Here is a 24,250-nt window from a genome sequence, read left to right as displayed (position 1 = left end):
AGCGTGAGGAGGCTCACCAGCCGCCCGCGGAAAGCGGAGTGTATTTCCGTAGCGGTAGTTACGTCGGAATCTATAGTAAAAGCAACACACTATTGTATATCTGAACCTTTTATAAAAACACGAGATGTCATTGCTAATGTGGCTATCTTGTGCTTGCTTTCCTCCCATTGAAGAAAGGGCTAGGTAATGTGAAAGAACTTTTAAAGTTATCTAATGTGAGCTATGAAATCGGCGGTGTATCAGTATTTGAAGCTATCAGCGCTAGTGTCCAACACGGGGATGTCATTGGTCTCATCGGAAAAAATGGTGCAGGGAAATCAACATTGTTGCAACTATTGCATCGGGATTGGATGCCGACGGAGGGGCATATCGAGGCTCCGCAAAAGCATCTCAACATAGTCATAGTTGAACAGGAGGCGGAATCTTTTACTTTTGAAGATATGAGTACAATGGAAGTTAAGCTCCTTGAAAAATGGCATGTCCCTACACATAATTTTAAACAATTAAGCGGAGGGGAAAAATTGAAAGCGCGTCTCGCTAAGGGCTTTGCAGCGAACGCCGATGTGTTGTTACTAGATGAACCCACCAATCACCTGGATGAGCAAAGTACAGAAACACTTATCCAACAAATAAAGCACAATAGAAAGACTATGATTGTGGTCTCCCATGATCGCTATTTTTTGGACAAGATTGCTACAAAAATTTGGGCTATTGAGGGAGGGCGGCTTTTTGCACATAAAGGCAACTATACAAGTTATATAGAAGCGCGTGAACACACGAGATTGACCCAACAGCGTGAATATGATAGTCAGCAAAAGAAGGTTGAACGCATAGAAGGACAACTAAATGCCCTATCGTCTTGGTCGCAAAAAGCGCATGCTCAATCGACTAAACAAGAAGGAACAAAAGAATATTATCGGGTTAAGGCTAAACGGATGGATGCTCAAGTTAAATCCAAACGGAGACGGCTAGAAAAGGAGCTAGAGACAGCTAAGATTGAACGTGTTGATAAAGAGGATAAGGTCAACTTTTCAATCAGCGCTCATCCTAAGGTGGGAAAACACTTTCTAGAAGTGAAGAATTTAACCAAGGCTTTCGACAGCCAGACACTATTTAAAAATGTTCATTTTACTATTCAACATGGAGAAAAGGTTGCCATCATCGGTCCAAATGGAAGCGGAAAAACGACTTTATTGAAAATCATTTTGGGTCAGGAAAAGGCAGAAGGTGAAGTATGGGTCTCACCATCTGCTGATGTCGGCTACTTAACACAGGAGGTCTTTGATTTACCTCTCGACAAAACACCCGAACAGCTTTTTTATCAAGAAACCTATGAAGCACGAGGGAAGGTCCGAAACCTGATGAAACACTTAGGCTTTTTAGCTTCGCAATGGACTGAACCTATTAGAAATATGAGTATGGGTGAACGTGTGAAATGCAAATTAATGGCATACATTCTAGAAGAGAAAGACGTTCTTATTTTAGATGAGCCCACTAACCATCTTGACTTGCCATCGCGTGAACAGCTCGAAGACACGTTAGCTCAGTATCAAGGGACGCTATTGATTGTTTCCCATGACCGTTATTTTCTTGAAAAGACGACAAATGATCAACTGGTGATCAGCTGCCATCTGATCAAGAAGCAACGAGAGGGTTCTTCAATAATAGAGGAAGACCAAGAAGCCTTACGCTTAAAACTAGAAACAGAGAGACAGGCAATACTAGGAAAGTTAAGTTTTATGACCCCAAAGGATAAAACCTATGTTGAACTCGATGAAAAATTCAATGCGCTAACGAAAAAGATTAACAAGCTATTATAAACATTGATTTGATTTAAATGTAGGATGAACGCAAAGGAGGGTTTGTCTTGAAGATCAATAAAAAGGAAATTCAGGCTAGGAAAATTCTTACTGAAGCAAAGGGGTATTTAGATGTTGGCTTTACCCATTCTTTGAACCCTTATAGTGGCTGTGCTTTTGCCTGTAAATATTGTTATGTAAGAGAAATGCCAATTCAAAAGTTTAAAGATCTTCCTTGGGGTGATTGGTTAGAGATAAAAACCAATGCCGCTGATAATTACCAAAAGGAAATTGTGAAACTTCGTAAAAAGCAAAAGCCTGTCAATATTTTTATGTCTTCAGCTACAGATCCTTATCAACCCATTGAACGGAAGGTCACTATCACAAGAGGGATATTAGAGGAGATGGTCCAACATCCTCCTGATTTCCTTCAAATTCAAACGCGTTCTCCCCTCATCACAAGAGATATTGATGTATTAATGCAATTGAAAGAAAAATGCGAGGTACTTGTATCGATGACGATTGAAACCGATCGAGAGGATATGAAGAAACTCTTTGCGCCTCTAGCACCGGGGATAAAGATCCGGCTCAACGCCTTAAAAGCAGTGCATGATGCAGGAATTACTACCCAAGCCTCACTTTCACCAGTCTTACCCTTTACAAGAGACTTTCCAAAAGTACTAGAAGATATTGCGGACCATATTTGGATAGATACACTTAGTATTGGGGATGGGGCAAGAGGGAAGCGCTCAGAACGATTAGGCATGCCGCAATTATTTAGTGAAAATGATTTATCGAAATGGTATTTTAAAGACTTACATCTCAAGGTCGAAAGCTATTTTAAAAAGTATTTTTCTAGTGATAAGGTGCGCGTGTCTAAAACGGAGGCCTTTTTAAAATGACTTTTTTAGAAACGGGAGCTTGATCGATAGCATGTCCAATTTTAGGAGATGTAGGAACGGAAAGTAGAGAGGGATGTTTCAATAGTGATAGAAAAAGGATAGCCTACACACTATCCTTTTTCTATGCAATAAGCACAATAGGCATTAATAAGCTGTCCAGCCACCATCAGCAGTAACAACTTGTCCATTGATAAAGCTGGCTTCATCGGACCCTAAGAAAATGGCTAACTGTGCGATTTCTTCTGGTTGGCCAGTACGAGGATTAATGGCCATTCCTAATGCTTGGCGCTTAGCACCGAATTCACTGAGACTAGTCATACTCGAAGCAATATTCGTTTCGACGCCTCCAGGCGCGATGCCATTACAGCGAATGTTATTATTGGCATACATGAAGGCTGTATTTTTTGTTAACCCGACGACGGCATGTTTAGACGCAGTATACGCCGCACCAGCACGGGCACCGTATAGGCCACCAGCTGAGATATTATTGACGATAGTTCCATAACCTTGTTCCAAAAAGAGATTGACAGCGAGACGCATTGATTTCATGACAGCTGTCGTATTTACAGCAAAGACTTTTTCCCAGCGTTCGTCAGAAATTTCCCCCACAGGCTCCATACCGTCCATAATACCGGCATTATTGACAAGAATATCTAAAGTGCCAAAGGTTTGTTTTGTTTCATTGAAAAGCTGTTGTAACTCCTCTTCCGAAGCTACGTTTGTTTTTACGGCAATCGCTTCAGCACCAGTGGATTGAATTTCTTCAACGACTTTTTGCGCACCTTCTAAGTTGAGATCGGAAACAACGACTCTTGCTCCTTCTTTTGCATAACCTTTGGCAATGGCTTTTCCCATACCTGAAGCAGCACCCGTCACTATAGCTACTTTTCCTTCTAATCTCATTTGGAATGCCCCCTATATTTTTATTGAACAACTGTACAATAAAAATTATAATCATATAAGATACCGTTTACAATAAGCAAAAAAACAAGAAAATGTACATTAATTAACATAAAGATAAAATTGTGTTCATTAAGAGGTGAAAGAATTTGCGGACAGATTTACGTATCATAAAAACAAAAGAAGCGTTGCACACAGCGCTCTTAGATTTGCTCAATGAAAAAGATTTACAAATGGTCTCTATCTCAGAATTATGTAGGAAGGCTAAAATTAATAGGGGCACTTTTTATTTGCACTATGGACAAGTTGAAGATGTGTTTGGAGAGTACTTTAAAGAGATTACAGAGGATTTGACACAATCTTATCAGGAACCGTATCGCTATGTTACAGTGCTTAAAACAAGTGAGTTGAATCCATCAACGATCCGCATTTTTCACCATATTGATAAATATCAGCCTTTCTATAGAATTGTCTTTTCAAAAAAGGTTCCTTTAACCTATTATTATTTGTTATTTGACAAAGTGAAGCAATTGCTTCTTGAAGACAATCAGTCACTAGAAACAGAAGGCGTAAACCTTGAATTATTTAGTGCCTACCAAGCCAATGCCATCATTGGTATGATTATTGATTGGTACCAGCACGATTTCTCTTATAGTGTCAGCTATTTAAATCAGCAGCTCGTTACGTTTTTGAATTTAAAATGAGCTCGTAGATAGGATCTCCTTATATTGATTTATCAGAACTATAAAGTTTAAACGTGTACATTTTTTAAGAAGAATTGATTTCATCAGAAGAGGTTTTAGGACATTGGAGGTAAAGGATGACATCAACGAGAAAATTTGAACCGACGACATACATCTATACTTTTTCAGGACCCGAGGAAGAACTTGCCTTATGTTACTTAGAGAGACGGATGCTTTTTAAAGTCGATACTGAAGCTAAAATAATAGAAAGTCCATTAAAGATTGATCCGAGCAGGAGTCCTTTTATAAAAGAAAGATTAGGTGTCATTTTGAAAGCTGCGACATTAGAACAACTTATAGAAAAAATAAAGGCATTGCCCGCTGTGACATTGTTTTTTAAAGTAAGGGTTATGAATCTCGTCTATGGCGATTCGCATGAAAAGATAGGCTATGAAGAAAGACGTAAAATAGAACGGCAGGTCGGTCTTAGCATCCGTGGAACGGCTGATTTAAAACAGCCAGACATCGTGTTTGCTCTTGCGAAATTCAAAGGACAATGGATATTCGGTACGTATCTCGAAAATAAAAGCCTTTGGTATCACCATCAAAAGAAGCCCCATCAGTATTCAACCGCACTGAGCACGCGCGTGGCTCGAGCTATTGTCAACATTGCCGTTCCCAACCCTAATGGCCTGAGGGTCATTGATCCTTGTTGTGGGATCGGGACCGTCTTAGTTGAGGCTTTATCAATGGGCATCGATATTGTCGGAAGTGATAATAATCCGCTTGTGATGAAGGGCGCGCGTGAAAACATTGCCTATTTCGGTCTAAAAGGTGACGTCATCTTAAAGGATATCCGCGAAATGTCAGGTCATTTTAATGTAGCCATTATTGATATGCCTTATAATTTATGCTCTGTAGTCTCAAAAGAAGAACAGCTTGAAATGCTTCAGAGTGCCAGGAAATTAACTGAAAGGATGGTCATTGTAACGGTCGAGCCCATCGATGATATCATTAAGAATGCCGGATTTAACATTGTGGATCGCTGTGATGTCTTAAAAGCAAAGTTTAAGCGGCAGGTCATCGTTTGTGAATAATGCTCACCCTGTGTAGGAGATGGTTTGATCCTTGAAGAATATAGAAAGAAGAATATAGAAAATAAAAGTCATGAACCGTGGAGGGAAACGTATGGAAAAAAAGAGGCTAAGCGTCTCCGTGCTGCCAGGATGTAAAGAAGAAGAAATCAGCCGTTGGCTTTGGGGGTTAGAAGAGGTTCGCCGTGATATCATCACAAAATTAACAGGGATCAGTCAATCACTTCTTGATTCAACACTAGGAGAAAGACAATCGATAGGTTCATTACTGTATCATATTGCCTTGGTTGAGGCGGATTGGTTATATGAGGAGGTTCTTTGTAGTGAGTGGGACCCCGAAATTAAAGCTTTGTTCCCAGTAGCATTCGCAACGGAAGATGGCTTTTTAAGCCATATTGAGGGCGAGAGCCTAGAGAACCACTTTGATCGGCTCAGTAAAGTACGGGAAGTATTCCTTTCTCATTTTCGTTCTATGGATCTTGTAGACTGGCGGAAGCCAAGAGTGATAGAGCAGTATGAAATTACTCCTGAGTGGGTCGTGTATCATTTAATCGAACATGAAGCGCATCATAGAGGTCAAATATTTCAATTACTGCGGGAATTAAAAAATGAATATCAAAAATAAATTGATGAGGTAATGCCCATTGTATCTCTGTTGCTTTAAGAAGTGCTTGGGAAGTTCCAAAGTTAATGCAAGCTTTAATAACATTCAATCCAGAAACGTCACACGCATTAAAAAAGGAAATCAATCATTTGACTCAAGTTATATCTGTACAAATGAAATTGGCCGACGAAGCACGGCGCCTCTTGCCAAACATTTCATCGTGATGCATGATCGGATAGTGGCGATGCGGTAAATCAATTTTTAAAACATACTGTTCTTTATAGAGTAGGTCCATATATAGTTTGATTGCTTATTTTGACACTTGAACGTCTTAGAGTGTCATTTTTTATTTAGCTCATCAACATCTCAGCTTATCTTCCTCATTAATCCTCTTAAGTTCCTAGACTAAATGACTCAACCCTGAAGGGTTTTGAAAAACTCTACCAATTCTTGCATTGTTACAAGAATAACGCCTTAACTCGCACATTTTAGGAAGTGACTAACTCATACACTCTTTTATCATTTCATTAACCTATTTTTAAGCGTATGAGTCTATTTATTTCACAATGCTTTTGAACCACTCATATGCTATTGACATAAGTGAACATCAATCATTAAGGAGGATTTTTTTTGAAAAAAAAATGTCTTGTTTATGGGAACTGTCAAATAGATCCTATACGTCAATATTTAATGTCATCAAAATCCTTTAGAGAAGCCTACACGATGATTGAAGTCCCTCCTGTTCATCTATGTGATCCTAAAACAGGCTTGAATGAGAGTCAATTAAAAGAAATAAAAGATTGTGATTTGTTCTTATACCAAAAAGTGAGCAACACTTTTGGTCCTTACCTTTCAACGGATTACATTTTAAAACAGTTGCCTGATAAATGTACAACCATTACTTTTCCCGTTTCTTATTTTACGGGTTATCATCCACAGTTTGCTAAAGGGATTAAACCCTATGTTGATAAAAATGTCGTTGAATTATTAAAGGAAGGAAAAAGTGATTCAGAAATACTCTCCATTATCTCTGATGAGAATTTTTATTCAGCAAAGGAACTGAAAACGAATGTTCAGGCTAGCCTGAATGAATTAAAGAGACGTTCAAGTGAACTTGATGTCACTTTGGATAATTTTATCGAACGGCATTATCAAGACGTTCATTTGTTTTTCACTCTGAATCATCCAAATTACCATGTGATTCGATATGTAGCCATGAAAATTCTATCTAAAATTGGGTTACCAGCTAAAGAAATAGGTTATATCGTCCATCATACGGATTTCAGGAGGCATATTTTGCCTATCTATCCTAGTGTTATGAAACAATTGAACTTAACCTTTGCCAAGCCTGAAGATAAGTTTACAGCCTACAATAATATGCCGATGAATTTTTCTAACTATATGAAAAAACACATTGAGTTCCTTAAAAAAAATAAACATTTATATGAACATCTATAGATTATTTTAAGAAGGGAATTTTTCAATGATGAAGATTCTTATTGCATCACGATTTAAATATCCCAATATTGGAGGCGTTTCGGCGTATATTAGTCAGTTAAAGCATGGACTTGAACGCAAGGGACACAAAGTTGATTTACTTGCACGTCACTCAATCTCTCGTTTTTTCTTGAATGAGCATCATCATAGTTTTGATTCAAGAAAATTACAATATAAACTTAAACCTGAGATTCAAAAAAGAATTAGCCAACTCGCCCGATTAGATCCCTATTTTAGACAGGTAGAAACGGATCGGCATATTTATGGTGATGTGGCTTTAGCCTTTGGATTAGAACAATACGATGTCATTTACGCTCAAGATATTCAAACGGCTTATGCGTTGTCCTTTGTAAAACCTAAAAAAACCCCACTTATTGGGATGATTCACGGCACGCCTATTTATAATAGATTACTTGCAGGTGAGATAAACAGCGACTCTCAAGTTTATAAATTTTCAGTCAATTACGAATCGAAAGCTATCCGATCTTGTGACTTATGGATTGTCCCATCTGAATGGATGAAAAATTTTATGGTTGAAACATTTAAAGTTGCTGCTAATAAACTCATGGTTGTACCACATGGGATGGATATTGAACAATTTGAAGCAAAGATGGATGAAGCGGTCCATTTTCCTCACGACCCTAAGAAGACAGTCATAGTATGTCCAGCAAGGCTGACAAAAGTTAAGGGACACGAACATTTATTGGAAGCTCTCGCAAAATTAAAAGATACCCCTCATTGGGTTTGTTGGCTGATCGGTGATGGCCATTTAGAAAAAGAATTGAAAACCCAAGTCGAAACTCTAGGTTTGAAAGATCATGTTGTGTTTCTTGGGTATCAAAATAATGTTCCTGCCCTATTAAAAAGAGCAGATATTGTTGTCCTCTCAAGTTTGCAGGAAAACCAACCTTTTGCGGTAATGGAAGCTCAGCTTGCAGGAAAGCCAATAGTAGCTACAGCCGTAGGGGGAATTCCTGAAATGATACAGGATAAAAAAACAGGGTTGCTGGCACCTGCAAAAAGTGCTGAAGGTTTATATACCAATTTAAAAAGATTAGTGAATCATAAAGCACTGAGAAACTCCCTTGGAACAAACGGACAAGAATGGGCTATGAAAAAATGGAATTTAAATCGCATGATTGATGAGACGATTTCAGTCTTTCAAGAACAGCTCCACTCTTAACCATTTTTGTTTGTCTAGCTAGAATAGATTTAAAGAGGGTGATGTATAATGAGCTATTTATATATATTAGGAGGTCAGCAAAAAGGGGAAATCCAAGAAGAGTGGCGACAATTTCAAAAGGGGAAAATTTTGAAGGTCGATCTTGAGAATATGCACGTTCAACCTTGCTTAGACTATGTTTCTCCTCAAAACGTTTGTCCCGAGCCAGACCCGTCCATTCTTTTTAAAGCAGGGACAGTCGAAGGTAATAGACTTTACACGTGTACACAGACTGAAGTCATTGTTTACTCACTTCCAGATTTCAAACAATTACACTATATTTCATTACCTTGCTTTAATGACCTCCACCATGTTCGACCATCAAAAGATGGAAACCTTTTGGTCGTAAGCACGGGATTGGATTTGGTCTTGAAGATCAATTATGAAGGAGACGTTTTAGAGGAATGGAATGTGTTAGGTAAAGATCCATGGGTAAGATTTTCTAAAAATATAGATTACAGAAAAGTCCCAACCACTAAACCACATGAAGCGCATCCTAATTATGTATTTGAATTAAATGGTCATGTTTGGGCGACACGTTGCTTACAAAAAGATGTCATTTGTTTAACCGATCCATCTAAGCGTATATATATTGGCAAGGCCTTAATTCATGACGGCGTTGTCGTTGGTAATTTTATCTACTTCACTCGGGTTGATGGCACGGTTGTCATTGTCGATGCTCGCACCTACAGAATTAGAGCGATACGCGATTTAACGAAATTTACAAATTATAATAAGCCCCTTGGATGGTGTAGAGGAATCCAGGTGCTTAATAACAATAAAGTGATTATTGGTTTTTCTAGATTACGACCGAGTAACTCAGCTGGTAATGAAGGAGAGGGCAGGAGTAGGGCCGGCTACGGTGTTTTACCTACAAGGGTCGCCTGTTATGATTTAAAAAAGAAAAGACTACTATGGCAATTACCGTTAGAGGATTACGGGCTCAACAGTATTTTTTCGATTCATTTGCATTGAAAATTGGAATAACGGTTACTTGATTGCTGGGAATGTTATCTTTCTATTGGAAAAAGAAAACCCTTAGTGCATAAAAGAGAGCCTCTGAAAATGAGTTCAAACTTAATAAATGAAAAAAGCACCTCCTGATTCTTGTGATACGATATGGGAGGTGCTTTATGTTCTTCAGTAAGACTTAAAGTGATGAAGGGATCTTCAATTGCGAATCCGATCTTTCTGTATAGATGGAGCTTTCGATAGTGTTTTACTATTACACAACAACTAAACTATCAATAAAGCTTATGATTTTCTATTAAATTCTTTTCACTACAGTATAGAGGTTTGGATGTGGAAGAGGTAGCTATCAGATTCTCTTTATGTCATGAAAACTATAAAAAGACAAAAAAATTAAATCTTTTTTTATAAAATCTCGTCTTAGTTTATGAGGTGGTCAAAATGCCTGAGGATCAAGAACTCATTAAAGAAATACTCACAGGAAGTCAAGCCGCAATGGAAGTACTAACTCGAAAATATTATAAACCCCTTTATGCCTTTGTCTATCGGAAAATTGGAAACAAAGAAACGGCTTATGATTTGACGCAAGACATTTTTATAAAAATGATGCAAAGCATTCATTCCTATTCGCAAAAAGGGGCTTTCAAAAGTTGGTTATTTTCAATTGCTGTGAATCACTGTCGAGACTACTGGAAAAGTGCAGGTTATAGGCAGATCAATAAGCAATCTGAACTTACTGAGACACTGGAAAGTAAGCAAAAGAGCGTCTCCTATATTTTTGAACAAAAAGAAACGCGAGAACAAGTGAAGCATGCCATTCATAATCTCCCAGAATATCAGAGGGAGGCAGTCATTTTGAAATACTATCATCATTTGAAGATTAAAGAGATTGCTACACTGACTGAGACAAGTGTGTCAACGGTAAAATCACGATTAAAACAAGGATTGACTAAACTGTCAATAAGTTTGAAAAGAGGTGAAGAGGATGACCAAGCGAGAAGGCAAAAATGATCAAGGGCTAGTAGATGTGGCATTGAGGGACCAGGAGCTGCTGCATTTAGAACAAGACGTCGGTTCCCTGCTAGATGAGTATGATGTGGAATATCCAAGTGAGGCAGAAATAATGATGACAATCGACAGGCTTAGGCCCTTTGTTCCTGTCAAAGTCAACAAAAGAGAGCTGATGTTTAGAAATATGGCAGTGCTCCTTAAGCGGGCCTTACATGAGATCTTTTATATATCACCTTTATTTTGGGTAGCCAATAGTCTCTTTTTCTTAGTCGCTCTTGCTGCAGTGTTTTTAGGTGAACAGAACCCTTATGGAATGATTATGATCTTAGCACCTATTCCGACTTTGACCGGTCTTATGGAAGCTTTAAAAAGTCGGAATACCGGCATGGCTGAGCTTGAGATGTCATTTAAATATAGTTTACAAGAAATGATTTTATCGAAAATGGTCATTATCGGTGGTTTTAACCTCCTTATAAATCTTGTTATTTCAGTTTCACTTACTGTTTTTTATCATCATATCTGGCTATGGAAATTGCTGCTTTTCTGGATAACTCCGTTTACTGTGATGACAGCAATTGCCTTTATTATAGTGAATCGACTGCGTCATTTTTATGCAATCACAGCCTCGCTCATGATTTGGATTTCCTTTGGTGGCTTAATAAGCCAGTCTCATTTTATCGGAAAGCTTGAGAGTCTTTCACCTGTGGTTTATATTCTCATAACCATCAGCGCCGGCCTTGTCATTATTGGTAGAATTACACACATGTATAAAAGGGGAATGACATATGAACTTAATCCTTGATAAGATCTCTAAGTGTTTTGGCGATAAAATTGTACTTGATGACATTAGTTTGGAGTTGACTCCGGGGGTTTATGGCATCTTAGGAGCGAATGGTTCAGGAAAAACCACGTTGATGCGAATCCTTGCCACTGTGATGAATCCGAGTTCTGGCCACATATCTTTCAATGGTCAAGACATCAATGATATGGAGCATCGCTATCGTGAGCTTATTGGATATTTACCGCAGCAGGTCGGTCTTTATAAGAGCTTTACCGCTGAAAAATTTTTGAGCTATATCGCTTACTTAAAGGGACTGACAAAAGCAGAGACACAAGATAAGGTTACTGAGGTTCTTGATCTTGTTGGCTTATCAGAGCAGCGCAAGGAAAAAGTGGGGAAGTACTCTGGCGGTATGAAACGGCGTATCGGAATTGCTCAAGCCTTATTAAATGATCCTAAACTATTAATTGTCGACGAACCAACCGCAGGTCTTGATCCTAAGGAAAGGATAAGATTGCGAAACTTGCTATCGAGAATATCATCTCATCGTATTGTTTTATTATCAACCCATATTGTCTCTGATATTGAATATATCGCAAAGGAAGTTCTCATTCTCAAAGAGGGGCAATTGATTCAAAAAGATACACCGCAAAGGTTATTAAATGAGATAGAAGGGAAAGTGTGGACCGTTCAAGTCAGCGAAGGAGAGATTTTAGAGCTGCAATCCAAGTATAAAGTGGTGAATATCGCGCTTGTGCGGGAGAAATATGAATTGCGGATCTTGAGCGATACGAGACCCCATATTCACGCAATCTCTGAGGTTCCGCACTTAGAAGATCTCTATCTCTATCATTTTGATGAGGGGGCCTCCCAAGATGCAGCTGTTAAAGTATGAGCTCTTGAAAATCTTTCAGCAAAAAAGCCTTTACGTTATCTTTCTTTTTTTACTCGTGTTCGCGACACTTATTGCTGATTTTCCTAATGTCGATCTTTTAAAAAAAGACGTGTATCATCGATGGGAAGGCCCCTTAACAACGGAAAAAGTTCAACAGGCTGAAAAGAACTATCAAGTGCTCAGTAAAGGATTTAATCTGGAGAACACGGCATTCACGCTTACAGACTTATCAAAATTAGGAATGTACGAAGAGATAGCGGTCTTACATTCCACTGAAAGTGCGAATGAAAAACAAATAAGCAATATTAAGAACGAACATCATTATAACTCTGAACTGCAAATAAACATGCTACAAAAGGTCGATCATTTAAACTATGTGTATAATTATAGAGGCCCCCAGCAAATGATTGATTTTATCAGTTTCCTATCGTTTCTTATAACGGGAGTCATGCTTTTAATCGGTCTTTCTTCGATTTTTTCTAGAGAATATAGCTCTGGCGTTGATCACTACATACTGAGTACCAAAAAAGGCAGAAAAGCCTTAGTATGGGCGAAATTAGGAGCAGCGCTGCTCTATACATTAAGTGTGGTGTCTACATTAGAACTGTATAACTTTTTTATCACCATAATCAGAATAGGCAACGAAGGCTGGAAGGCACCGATACAGATTCTATTTGACTATCATCGTTCTCCATATGCTTTTAACCTGTTAGAGTATCACTTGATTCAGATCGGACTCCATTTGTTAGCAGCTTTCGGGTTTGCCTTACTTATTTTATTGATTTCTTCTGTGAATAAACATGCATTAATGTCATTCTTTATAAGCGCAGGGATATTCGCGTTCCCTTATATTAGGGAGTTTACTCAAGTCCAATGGTTGAAGACGCTTTTGAGTTTTTCTTTCCCTTATGTGATGAAGGTTAAGCCGTTATTTGTAGATTTTCAAACGGTTAATGTCTACGACTATCCCGTATTACTCCCGATAATGGCTGGCATCATCATGCTAATTTCGTCCGTTATATTCATTTTAATGATTTTCAAGGTCATGGAACATAAGCAAGTCACTACATAAATTAAGGTCTAAAGTCAGATGATTAAGGAATGATCATCTAATAAAAAAGTGGCATATTTGTGATAGGCCACATAATAAACATAATGGTGGTGAGGGATTCACAAAAATTGGATAAAAAAGAGAGAGTACTAAGATCGGGGGTCTGGTATAATATAGGAGTTCAATCGATATGGACATGAGAAGAAAATAGATTTATAATCCTTTTAATCTATGTTAGATTTAGCAGTTTCGTGAGGTGAGGTCCATGCGTAAAATCTATATTATCCTATCTAGTATTCTCTTCATCATCGTTGTCGCATTTGCAGGCCTAATTTATTATCAAATGACGCGATTTAATGCACATGTAACGATCAATGGCACAAAGGTGGGTGGGTTGACTGCTGAGCAGGCGACAAAGAAATTAAAATCAATGGTCTTAAAAAACATCGTATATGTCGGTCAAAAGCAAATTTTGGATGGCAAAGATACGAAGCTTGAGATCACGAATGACAGCCTGCAAGATGTCCAAGATATATTAAGAAAGCAGCGAACTTTTTGGCCAACAGGTAAAACGAAAGACTATTCCTTTTTTCCAACTCATGCCGATCAAGAGCAATCGGAGGCGATGAAGAAGAACATTGAAAAGGCACTGCAATCCTTAAATAAAGACTTAGCAGCACCACAGGATGCTAAAGCCCAGCTCGTTAAGGGGAAAATCATTGTTTCTAAAAGTGTGCCTGGAAAACAGTATGATGTGAAACGCTTATTAAAAGCCTATCAAAAACAAGCGTTTCGTAGTGTCATCCATCTTACGCCTGTTTACTTACAACCTATCAAGGCAGATAGCTCCATAGTTAAAGCAGAAAAGGAAAAGCTACAGGACCTTATTAAGAGAACGGTTGATTATAAAGTGCAGGACAAGGTGTATACATTGAAGGCAAGCGATTACGTTAAAAATGCCACGATTTCGCAAGACTTAAAGTATCACATTGAAACCGAGGGGATTAAGGCAAAGCTAAAGGCCATTAATAAAGCCCAATCAACTTTGAATAAAAATTACACCTTCAAGACTCATGCGGGTAAAGTGATTTCAGTAAAAGGGCAATCCTACGGTTGGGCCATTGATGAAAAGGCTGAATCAAAGCGGCTTGACAAGGCCTTTGAAAAAGGACAAAAGTCGATTCTGGCGTATAATGTCTATGGCGTGGGTTGGAATGTGAATGGTGTCGGCTATCATAATCCAACGAATCATGGGATTGGAAACACTTATGCTGAGGTGTCCATCAAGGAACAACGGATTTGGATTTATAAAGATGGTCAATTAAAAGTAACCACACCCGTAGTCACTGGTAGACATGATACCCATGAAGATACACCAACAGGGGTGTGGTATATCGAATATAAAGCATCACCTTCTGTACTTAAAGGAAGTGAAGCGGGTAATCCCCATTATTCCATTAAGGTTTCTTATTGGGCACCTTTTACTTTAAGTGGTGATGGGTTTCATGATGCCAGTTGGCGCACAAACTGGTCAAGTACCGCCTATCTAAAACAAGGATCTGGTGGCTGTGTCAATACGCCACCTAAGGTGATGAAATCAGTTTATGACAACCTTACCCAATATGAACCAGTTGTTATTTATTGATCGATAAAGCTACAATGTGAAGATAATATTAATGAAAACCCACCTGAGTTCAAAGCACTCAGGTGGGTTTTTTTAAAACGTAAGAATGTATAACTTAGCGGAAGACCTTATAAGTGTGCCATAAAGGCTTGGCGACAACTTTAATGTGTTCAGGCCAAGTTTTCTAATATAAAATTTTTGATGATTGAGGTTTAAATAAGTAAATTAAATAAATCTGGGTCTTTATTAATTTCGATATAGCTAAACCCTTTTATATTCATTCGATCAATAAGAGGTTGATAGTCTTCGGTTTGTTTTAGTTCAATACCGACAAGGACAGGACCTTTGTCGCGATTATTTTTCTTAGTGTACTCAAAACGGGTAATGTCATCTGTTTCACCTAAAACTTCATCCATAAATTCTCTAAGCGCTCCTGCACGTTGTGGGAAGTTGACGATAAAATAATGCTTATAGCCTTCGTAAATCAAAGAGCGCTCCTTAAAATCTTGCATTCTATCAATATCATTATTCCCACCACTAATGAGGCAGACGATATTCTTCCCTTTGATTTGATCTTTATAAAAATCTAATGCCGCTACAGGTAAGGCTCCAGCGGGTTCAGCAACGATCGCATTTTCGGTGTATAAGTCTAATAGTGTTGTACAGACCTTGCCTTCAGGGACAATAACAATATCGTCCACAATGCTTTTCACAATTTCAAAGGTCAGGTGCCCGACTTGCTGTACGCTAGCACCATCGACAAACTTATCGACATGCTCAAGTTTGACGACCTTATTTTGTTCTAATGAGGCTTTCATCGAAGCAGCCCCAGCGGGTTCGACACCAACAATTTGGGTATCAGGACTAATCGCTTTCATATAGGCACCGACACCAGAAATTAATCCGCCACCACCAATGGACATAAACACATGGGAAATGGGTTCTTCCATACTGTCCAGAATTTCTATCCCAATTGTCCCTTGACCTGTGATGGTGCGAATATCATCAAAAGGATGAATAAATGACATATCATACTCGTCACAGTAGGTCTTTGCTTGTTCATACGAATCATCAAAAGTGTCCCCTGTAAGTATGATTTCTACAAAAGGTTCACCAAAAAAAGTTACACGATTTACTTTTTGCCTTGGTGTTGTTGTGGGCATGAAAATTTTCCCTTTGACACCTAAGGCCTTACAAGAATACGCGACGCCTTGAGCATGGTTGCCTGCACTCGCACAAACAACCCCTTTTTCAAGTTCTGCTTTTGTTAAACTTTGCATCAGATTATAGGCGCCCCTTAATTTGAAGGAGCGGACGACTTGTAAATCCTCACGCTTTAAATAGACGTTACAGTTGTACCGCTCAGATAAAATTGGATCTTTTTGTAAGGGGGTCTTGACGATGGTATCTTTTAAAACTTGATGTGCAATCATGATGTCCTTTACTTCCACAGGGTTTACTTTTGTATTCATTTTAATGTCCTCTCTCTGCTCCCATCTTTTTCTCTAAATATTGATAATCTTTTTGTCTTTATGATAAAAAAATGACCCACCTAAGCCCTTAGGAAGAGGCGCGGTGGGTTCTGCTCCTTTTATCATAGTCATATCAAAATATTTTGTCAAGTAAGGAAAATAACCTTTTTTAAGAAATCATGCAACATTTATATAATTCAATGGATTGCAGAGAGGCGTGATAAAGGGTGGGATTGAAGAAAAAATCAAATGTGTTATAATCATATAAATTTCAGAAGAATCAAAAGGGTTCAAAGGAGATCAAATGAATAAGTTTGGACTTACAAGAGGTATCGCTTTAAGTGTTTGTTTGTTAACACTTATTATCGCGATAGGACAGGGTGTCCTGGTTTTCATCGGTGTAAGTTTATCGAATGCGTGGGAGACACAATCACTTTCATCAGCAGATCTGACTGTGAAAATCATTCCTGTCATGGCCATATTTATTTTAGGTTTAGTGACGGGGATAGGGTCTCTTGGCCTAAAATATAGAGTTTGGAGAGTTCTATATATCTTATTGTGCCTCCTTGTTGGCATAGGGGCTGTCTTCTCATTCCTTTCTGTAGCTTCCCAAGGTTATAAAAGTGCCATTTTGATGGCATTGGTGGGGATTATTTACATATCTCTAGCCTATATGACAAAAAAACAAGTTTGAACTACCCACCACTTAGCACGCTTATAAGTGGCTTGAAGTGGGCGTCTTCTGTCGGAAAACGATAAAAAGGTTTGGAGATTCCAAGCCTTTTTTTGATGCATAAACGGTTGTAGGTAGTGGTACTTTTTTCTTTATGCTATTTTAAAAGACTGTGGGTTTAATTGTTTAAGGCGATTTGGGAGTTTATTCATTTATAAGGTTGTGATAATATTTTTTTATATCATGTATAAATAAATATTATACCCTTGAGAGGAGAAAATAAATGAAAAACTTTTGGACACCGTTTATCCGGCTTATATTAGCCCTTGGCATAGCGATCATGTTAGGCTTTCTATTCGTTCCATTATTATCTGTGTTTGTGTCCATGACTCCAGGAGAATTGTTCAAAAAGCTCAACACACAAGTCTCCTATCAAGCACTGTATTTAAGTTTAGGCACCACTTTAATAGCTTTAGCCATTATTATTCTCTGTGGAACGCCGGTCGCTTATTGGTTAGCTAAAAGTCATTTTTGGGGGAATCGGTTCGTCAGAGTTTTGATTCAAATGCCGATTGTCAGCCCTCCAGCCGTCGCTGGCGTCGGGCTTCTTCTCGTATTCGGACGAGTCGGTTGGTTAGGTTCGACTTTATCTTTTTCTGGTCTTTCTTTTTCATTTAATTTACAAGCGGTTATTATGGCACAAGTCTTCATTTCGGCACCCTTTTACATAAGTTCAGCGATGCAAGCATTCGAAACCATCGATGATAAGTTTTTGGCGGTTTCACGAACACTCGGTGTTTCTCGATGGCAAACGTTTTGGCGTGTCACTATTCCTTTAGCTTCAGGGGGGCTCTTAACAGGCGCAGCGCTGAGCTGGGGCCGGGCATTAGGTGAATTTGGTGCAACGATGATGTTCGCTGGCAATCTTCCGGGTAAGACACAAACCTTACCTCTTGCTATTTATACCGCTATGCAGTCAGATTCAAAAACGGCTATTGCAATGTCAGCACTATTACTCTTTATATCCTTTGTCCTCCTTTTATTGGTTGTTTTGGTGGGGCGGATGTCACATCTCAGACAGGATGCAAAGAAAAAAGAAGGGGATTCAGATGCTATCATTTCATTTTAAAAAGAAGTTAAGGGATTTTGAACTAAATATTGAGATAGAAGTCGGCAATAAGACATTGGCACTTATTGGCCACTCAGGTTGCGGAAAAACAACAACACTTCAATTGCTCGCGGGGCTCCAGACACCAGATGAAGGTTTTGTTGAGATCAATGGCACAAAACTAACAGCAACCAAAGAGAACCTATTTATCCCAACGGAGGATCGACAAATTGGTTTTGTTTTTCAAGATTATGCGTTGTTTCCTCATTTATCTGTAAGGGAGAATATCTTATATGGTATTCGTCATTTAGAACGTCCTGAAAAGAAAAAACGTTTAGAAGAGGTATTATCTTTATTACAACTTGAAGCCTTGGAGGATGTTTTTCCAACTCAACTCTCTGGTGGGCAGCAACAACGAGTTGCTCTTGCGCGGGCTCTTGTCACCCGTCCGAGTTTACTTCTATTAGACGAACCGCTGTCAGCATTGGATATTTCGACTCGCAGTCATGTGAGAACTGAGCTCAAAGGGTTGCTCGATAGCCTTTCTATTCCTTGTGTTGTTGTGACTCATGATTACGAGGATGCAAGAGTACTAGGTGATGAGATTGCGGTGATTGATCAGGGAAGCATGATTCAGAAGGGGACCCCTGAAGAAATAATTAAGCAACCCGCTAGTCCATTTGTTGCGGAATTTGTTGGTACGAATTTGGTTGTTCAACAAGCAGAAGACTCAAGTCATTGTAAACAGAGCTTAATGATTGCTTTTCATCCTTGGGAAGCTGAGGTATCCCAATTCCCACTTGGAAAAAACTATCATTGGGAAGGGGATATTGTGGACATAAGTACCCTTGGGGCCTTTGATCGTTTGCACATCAAAGGGAATCAGTCATTCTTAATTGATGTTCCTACTGAAGCCTCCACGTTTAAGCGAGGGGATCATGTTTACATAGGTGTGTCAGAGGACAAGGCAAGAGTATATGCATCCCATACGTTATATGATAGTCAGACTTCAACATTAAGTAAAGAGAGACAACATCAACTTCAAAAGAAATCCATGGTATTAAGGCGTCGGAAAAATCGTTGGAAAATAAGCGTCACGATTACTTCTATGGTCGCTGTCATCATATTTCTTATTTTATTTTCGGGCATTAAAGGCTTTGCTGGGACCTCTCATACAGGGAAAGTGGTGACCATGGAGGCTTTAATTGCTGCCAATGCAACAGATCCAATGAATACCATTATTAAAAATTATGAGAGAGCCAACCCTGCAATTGCAATTAAAGCCAGCTATGCAGGCACACAGATCATTCAAACTCAATTAGAACAAGGCGCTCCTGCAGATATATTTCTCTCAGCTAATCTTAGTCATATTCAAACATTACAGAAAGAAGGTTATGTCAAAGACTTTTATAAGGTCTCTAAAAATCATGAGGTGATTATTGTTCCTAAAAACAACCCAGCGCAAATACACAATCTTCAAGATCTCGGTAAGAAACAGGCGAAGCTCATCATTGGAGTTGATACGGTACCTATAGGACAATACACAAGGCAGATTATTAATAAGGCCTCAAGAGACTATGGGCCAAACTTTAAAAAGGATGTCATGGGCCGTGTGGCTTCAACGGAGACGAATGTCAAACAAATTTTGGAGAAAATTTCAATGGGGAATGGAGATGCGGGTGTTGTTTACCTGACCGATGTCACCGCTCAGTATAAAAGTAAAGTTAAAATAATTGAAATCCCCGAAAAATACAATGTTGAGTCAATCAATTACATTGCTGTCACAACGAAAGGCCCCCACCCTAAACGGGCGAAGGCTTTCTTAGATTATATTTTATCTGCGAAAGGTCAAGGTGTATTTGCGGACTACCACTACGATCCTACAAATTAAAGGAAGATATGCTATCATATTGGTATCATATAGACATAGTCAACGGGCTTGATTCTAGAAATGAGGCATAAATGAACTTGAAAAAAATTCAAACCTTCGTGTTAGTCATTAAAAAGGCAAGTTTCTCGGAAGTGGCTGAAATTTTAGGTGTCACTCAACCGGCGGTAAGTAGCCAGGTTAAGGGGTTGGAAAAGGAGTTAGGTGTACGTTTATTGGAACGTCATTCTACATATGTTGAACCGACGGTAGCAGGACGTTACGTCTACGAAATGGGACAGCAGCTTCTTGAAAAGTGGCAAGAGCTCGAGACCGGAATTCAACACTTTCCCCAGACTTTAACAGGAACTATACGAATTGGGACGAGTACCATTCCTGGAACTTATCTCCTTCCTCATTGGATTGGTGGTTTTCATCAACGGTTTCCTCAAATGAATATCTTGAATGAGGTTTCAGATTCACGCGAGATCGAGTCACGGCTATTAAATAAGAAAGTGGACATTGCCGTAACCGGGGCTCCAATAGTTTCTAAGAACATCGTATCAGAAGCCATCGCAGCTGATGCTCTTGTTTTAATCGCGCCAAAAGATCACCCGTTGGGCAAACTAACCGCTCCAGTCCAACTCTCAGATCTTGTCATGTATCCTTTTGTATTTCGTGAAGAGGGCTCAGGGACACGTTCGCGAATGGAAATAGAAATGAGCAACCATGGTCTGAATTTACAAGATATTCAAATCGCAGCACAGTTTGGCAGCACAGAGGCTATCCTTACAGCTGTTGAGGTGGGGATCGGCATTAGTTATGTCTCAAAATGGGCTGCTGTTCAGGCCGTGAAAGCAGACCGGGTTCAGCTGATTCCAACGGTAAACACCTTTCAACAGACCTATTATCTTTCTTATCTAAGGGGACAGGAGGAAATACCAAGGATTAAGGAATTTGTAGAGCATATTAAAACAACCAGTGTGAATCTTGCAAAAAATGTCTAAATGGAGTGATGATTCAGCCTAAGAATCCAGTGGGAAAGAGACCACCGGGTTCTTTCTTTTTGAGAAGAATTAGGAAGTAGAGGCTATCGAAGGAATAAAGCCAAGACAAGTTTTTCATAGGTGTTGTTGTCCTCATTTTTAAATGGTCTCTTCTTGGCACGGACCCGTTTGGTCAGTGAATCCATGACGCTTGAAACAGCAAAGTCAAATAGATCCAATTCATATTTTATGCCTTGTGTTACTCTGTTATTTTACATAACTGGTGGTTCTTTGTAAGGGAATCCCTCATTTTGAAGCCAAAATAGACGGCTCTCCTGATTCACGCGTCCACAAGAAAAACAGTATGAGCTCATATATTATAGTACTGGCTTGAACTTGAAGCTTATCAATTAAAAAATGATTTTTGTTTGGTATACAAATGTGAAAGAGTACGAGCGCAGTGAAGAAGAAGGGGTTTTTAAAATGAAAGTACTTGTGACAGGGGGATTCGGTTTTATCGGATCTCATATTGTTGACTTGCTTCACGAATCTCAACATCAAGTGGTTGTTGTCGATAACTTAACGACAGGGGTAGAGGAAAATACTTCTGTTCCTGTTTCTTTTTATAAAAAAGACATTACTTCACCAGAGTTAGAAGAAGTATTTAAGAAAGAAAAACCCGAGGCGATCATACATCTTGCCGCACAGATTAATGTTTCTCAGTCGATCCAGGATCCAACCCATGATGCGATGATTAACGTCTTAGGGACTATCAATCTCTTAACCCTCGCCGTAAAATATAACATTAAGAAATTTATTTTTTCCTCATCGTGTGCGATCTATGGCAACAATGATCAATTACCCATTAAGGAGGAGGCACCTTTTCGACCCTTTTCTATTTATGGGGTATCTAAATACTCATCAGAACAATATATCCAAGTGTTTCATCGACTCTTTGGTCTTCCCTTTACGATATTACGCTATGCGAATGTGTATGGACCGCGTCAGACATCAAATGGAGAAGGTGGCGTTATTTCCATCTTTATAAGAAAGTTACTGAATAAAGAAACGATAATGGTCTTTGGTGATGGTCACCAAACGCGGGACTTTGTTTTTGTGGAGGATGTTGCAAGGGCAAATGTCCTTGCGTTAGAAACAGGAGATAACCAGATTATTAATATCGGGACTAAGACACAGAAAAAGATTAGTGAAGTTGTTGACATGTTATCTCACTATATCCCTAACAACATTGCTATCTGTTACGAATCGGCCAGACCAGGAGACATAAGAGACAGTTGTTTGGATAATGAAAAAGCTAGGCAGGTTATGGGGTGGGCTCCGTCAGTTTCATTTGATGAGGGGATCAAAGAAACAATCAATTATTACAAAAGCAAAAATCATCTATAGTCAGAATATAGAATGAAACGATCCGATACTATATGGAGCAATGGTCCAGAGATAGCCATGAACTTTTGAGGTCCTAAAGCTAACTCGTCACCCTTACTCTATTCATCTTGTTAGAAAGAGGGGGTTAACCTAGTGGATAAGCGTATATTTATAGTCTTCTAATCTAAATATCCAATCTTTCTTAATAAATGAACATACTATATAAATAAAAAAGATTTAAGTAAGGACCTTTTTTATTTTTCAGACTAAAATAGGAGCTTGATTTTCATATTATATGAGCATCGATATGATTTTATGGAATTAGAGTGTTAGGAGGTGGGGGAAAGTTGAAGATCTTAATGGCTACATTTTGGACGTTACCCCATACAGGAGGCCTCTGGAGATATGTGGAACAAACGAAAAAAAACTTAGAAAATAAGGGGCACGAGGTCGATGTTTTAGCACGGTATCCAGGGTATCGGCCCCAATTTTATATACTAGGAAAGCCGTTAATAAGAATAAAAGGGCTTAGGTCTCAAATCAAGCCCTGGATTAATCAGCATTTAGGTATGTCAATGAATAGCTGGATTATAGAAACGGAGTTGTGTCGATATAGTTTGGAACTTGCAGCCGCCTCTTTAAATTTAAATCAATACGATATTATCCACACACAAGATGTGATTTCAACACGTTCACTTGCTCGAGTAAAACCTACGCATGTCCCTCTTATAGCAACATTACACAGCAGTCTGACCAAAGAATTGGATTTTATTGAAAGATTGAGTCATGAACCCGAAGTTCAGAAATATTGTCATGACTTAGAATCTGTTGGAGCATGTTCAAGTGATAAGACGATTGTCCCTTCAGTCTGGCTTCAAGATGTGATGAAAAGGGAATTTTCTGTGCCAGAGGATCAATTGATCGTTGTTCCCAATGGCATGGACATAAGGGCCTTTGAAAAAGCAGCACGAAACCCTCCACTTATCACAAAGCCACCGGGTAAAAAGCTCATCATCTGCATCGCGAGATTAACGGCACTAAAAGGGCATCACACATTACTTGACGCTCTAAGACAACTTAAAGACAAACGGACGGATTGGCAGTGTTGGATCGTAGGAGATGGTAACTTAAAGGGAGACCTACGTAGCCAAATTACTCAATTAGGTCTCGAGCCTTATGTGACACTTTTAGGGCAACGAAATGACATTCCAACACTTCTGAAACAAAGTGATATATTTGTGCTTCCAAGTCTACAAGAAAATTTACCCTATGGAGTGATGGAGGCCCAGGTTTTAGGTGTACCAGTAATTGTGAGTGATGCAGGTGGTTTACCTAGCATGGTTGAGCACAGAAAAACCGGGTTCGTATTTAGAAGACAGAAGGCATTGGCATTATATAAGCTAATGAATCAGCTGTTAGAAGATCCTCATTTGTCTAGAAGAATTGGAAATAACGGCAAAAGAAAGGCTAAAGAAACGTGGTCAATAGACACCATGATCTCTAAATTAGAAAGTCTTTATTCACAGCTCATGCATTCAGAGAAAAAGGGTCGTGCCGGAACGGAAGGAAAAGGGCTGCTATCAAAACAGGAATTATCAAAACATGCCCCTCAGGGTCATCCTGTGTGGAATGCCGTTATTAAGGGACTGCCATCGGATTATGTTCTTCCTGACGTTATTGCTGGGAAGCACTAAATCAGCGTTGTCTCTAACCGTGATAATGCTTT

General features: G+C 39.0%; 21 protein-coding genes. 19 read left to right on the top strand and 2 right to left on the bottom strand.

Annotated elements, in window-relative coordinates; all coding sequences use genetic code 11:
• The first annotated feature begins 188 nt into the window (after positions 1–188).
• Together abc-f and IEV91_RS09630 are read left to right on the top strand one after the other, a co-directional pair.
• Positions 189–1,820, top strand: coding sequence for a ribosomal protection-like ABC-F family protein (gene abc-f / locus IEV91_RS09635; protein ID WP_188497217.1), 1,632 nt, complete (start codon positions 189–191; stop codon positions 1,818–1,820).
• Positions 1,821–1,867: 47 nt separating this feature from the next.
• On the top strand, positions 1,868–2,701 hold the full coding sequence (locus IEV91_RS09630; RefSeq protein ID WP_188497216.1) for an SPL family radical SAM protein: 834 nt from the start codon (positions 1,868–1,870) through the stop codon (positions 2,699–2,701).
• Between the two features lie 144 nt (positions 2,702–2,845).
• On the opposite strand, the gene IEV91_RS09625 is transcribed toward IEV91_RS09630, so the two are convergent.
• Entirely contained in the window at positions 2,846–3,604 is a 759-nt protein-coding gene (locus IEV91_RS09625) for an SDR family oxidoreductase (protein WP_188497215.1), read from the bottom strand.
• Positions 3,605–3,750: 146 nt separating this feature from the next.
• Here IEV91_RS09625 and IEV91_RS09620 point away from each other — a divergent pair, with 146 nt between their 5' ends.
• From IEV91_RS09620 to IEV91_RS09570, 11 genes are all read left to right on the top strand, one after another.
• Positions 3,751–4,305, top strand: a complete 555-nt coding sequence (locus IEV91_RS09620; protein ID WP_188497214.1) for a TetR/AcrR family transcriptional regulator — start codon at positions 3,751–3,753, stop codon at positions 4,303–4,305.
• Between the two features lie 116 nt (positions 4,306–4,421).
• Complete coding sequence (locus tag IEV91_RS09615) at positions 4,422–5,381, top strand: TRM11 family SAM-dependent methyltransferase (RefSeq protein WP_188497213.1); 960 nt, start codon at positions 4,422–4,424, stop codon at positions 5,379–5,381.
• Between the two features lie 91 nt (positions 5,382–5,472).
• Positions 5,473–6,003: a DinB family protein gene (locus IEV91_RS09610; protein WP_188497212.1), complete on the top strand. Its 531-nt coding sequence runs from the start codon at positions 5,473–5,475 to the stop codon at positions 6,001–6,003.
• Between the two features lie 609 nt (positions 6,004–6,612).
• On the top strand, positions 6,613–7,440 hold the full coding sequence (locus IEV91_RS09605) for a WcbI family polysaccharide biosynthesis putative acetyltransferase (protein ID WP_188497211.1): 828 nt from the start codon (positions 6,613–6,615) through the stop codon (positions 7,438–7,440).
• A 25-nt stretch (positions 7,441–7,465) separates the two neighbouring features.
• On the top strand, positions 7,466–8,662 hold the full coding sequence (locus IEV91_RS09600) for a glycosyltransferase family 4 protein (RefSeq protein ID WP_188497210.1): 1,197 nt from the start codon (positions 7,466–7,468) through the stop codon (positions 8,660–8,662).
• Positions 8,663–8,710: 48 nt separating this feature from the next.
• Positions 8,711–9,676, top strand: coding sequence for a hypothetical protein (locus tag IEV91_RS09595; protein WP_188497209.1), 966 nt, complete (start codon positions 8,711–8,713; stop codon positions 9,674–9,676).
• A gap of 435 nt (positions 9,677–10,111) precedes the next feature.
• Entirely contained in the window at positions 10,112–10,681 is a 570-nt protein-coding gene (locus tag IEV91_RS09590; RefSeq protein ID WP_188497208.1) for an RNA polymerase sigma factor, read from the top strand.
• Positions 10,656–11,483, top strand: a complete 828-nt coding sequence (locus IEV91_RS09585) for a hypothetical protein (RefSeq protein ID WP_188497207.1) — start codon at positions 10,656–10,658, stop codon at positions 11,481–11,483. The genes IEV91_RS09590 and IEV91_RS09585 overlap by 26 nt, the downstream gene beginning before the upstream one ends.
• A complete protein-coding gene (locus IEV91_RS09580; RefSeq protein ID WP_188497206.1) occupies positions 11,467–12,357 on the top strand; it encodes an ABC transporter ATP-binding protein in 891 nt (296 codons plus the stop codon). Before IEV91_RS09585 ends, IEV91_RS09580 begins: the two co-directional genes overlap by 17 nt.
• Positions 12,338–13,429, top strand: coding sequence for a hypothetical protein (locus IEV91_RS09575; RefSeq protein ID WP_188497205.1), 1,092 nt, complete (start codon positions 12,338–12,340; stop codon positions 13,427–13,429). Before IEV91_RS09580 ends, IEV91_RS09575 begins: the two co-directional genes overlap by 20 nt.
• 244 nt (positions 13,430–13,673) lie before the next feature.
• On the top strand, positions 13,674–15,053 hold the full coding sequence (locus tag IEV91_RS09570) for a L,D-transpeptidase family protein (RefSeq protein WP_188497204.1): 1,380 nt from the start codon (positions 13,674–13,676) through the stop codon (positions 15,051–15,053).
• Between the two features lie 191 nt (positions 15,054–15,244).
• Here the strand turns inward: IEV91_RS09570 and ilvA are convergent, their stop codons facing one another.
• Positions 15,245–16,504 carry a threonine ammonia-lyase IlvA gene (gene ilvA, locus IEV91_RS09565; protein ID WP_188497203.1) on the bottom strand — a complete coding sequence of 420 codons (1,260 nt, stop codon included), beginning with the start codon at positions 16,502–16,504 and terminating at the stop codon, positions 15,245–15,247.
• 304 nt (positions 16,505–16,808) lie between these two features.
• Between ilvA and IEV91_RS09560 the strand changes: the two genes are divergently transcribed.
• From IEV91_RS09560 to IEV91_RS09535, 6 genes are all read left to right on the top strand, one after another.
• A complete protein-coding gene (locus tag IEV91_RS09560) occupies positions 16,809–17,198 on the top strand; it encodes a hypothetical protein (RefSeq protein WP_188497202.1) in 390 nt (129 codons plus the stop codon).
• Between the two features lie 262 nt (positions 17,199–17,460).
• A complete protein-coding gene (locus IEV91_RS09555; protein WP_188497201.1) occupies positions 17,461–18,306 on the top strand; it encodes an ABC transporter permease in 846 nt (281 codons plus the stop codon).
• Positions 18,287–20,176: a molybdate ABC transporter substrate-binding protein gene (gene modA / locus IEV91_RS09550; RefSeq protein ID WP_188497200.1), complete on the top strand. Its 1,890-nt coding sequence runs from the start codon at positions 18,287–18,289 to the stop codon at positions 20,174–20,176. Before IEV91_RS09555 ends, modA begins: the two co-directional genes overlap by 20 nt.
• Positions 20,177–20,247: 71 nt before the next feature.
• Positions 20,248–21,159, top strand: a complete 912-nt coding sequence (locus IEV91_RS09545) for a selenium metabolism-associated LysR family transcriptional regulator (protein WP_188497199.1) — start codon at positions 20,248–20,250, stop codon at positions 21,157–21,159.
• Between the two features lie 462 nt (positions 21,160–21,621).
• A complete protein-coding gene (locus IEV91_RS09540) occupies positions 21,622–22,545 on the top strand; it encodes an NAD-dependent epimerase/dehydratase family protein (protein WP_188497198.1) in 924 nt (307 codons plus the stop codon).
• A gap of 338 nt (positions 22,546–22,883) precedes the next feature.
• Positions 22,884–24,218, top strand: coding sequence for a glycosyltransferase family 4 protein (locus tag IEV91_RS09535; RefSeq protein ID WP_268236377.1), 1,335 nt, complete (start codon positions 22,884–22,886; stop codon positions 24,216–24,218).
• The last annotated feature ends 32 nt before the right edge of the window (positions 24,219–24,250 follow it).

This window comes from Pullulanibacillus pueri, assembly GCF_014639255.1.
GTDB classification, from domain to species: Bacteria; Bacillota; Bacilli; order Bacillales; family Sporolactobacillaceae; genus Pullulanibacillus; species Pullulanibacillus pueri.
Note: the sequence above shows the minus strand (reverse complement) of the source record. Positions and strands in the feature narration are given on the sequence as shown.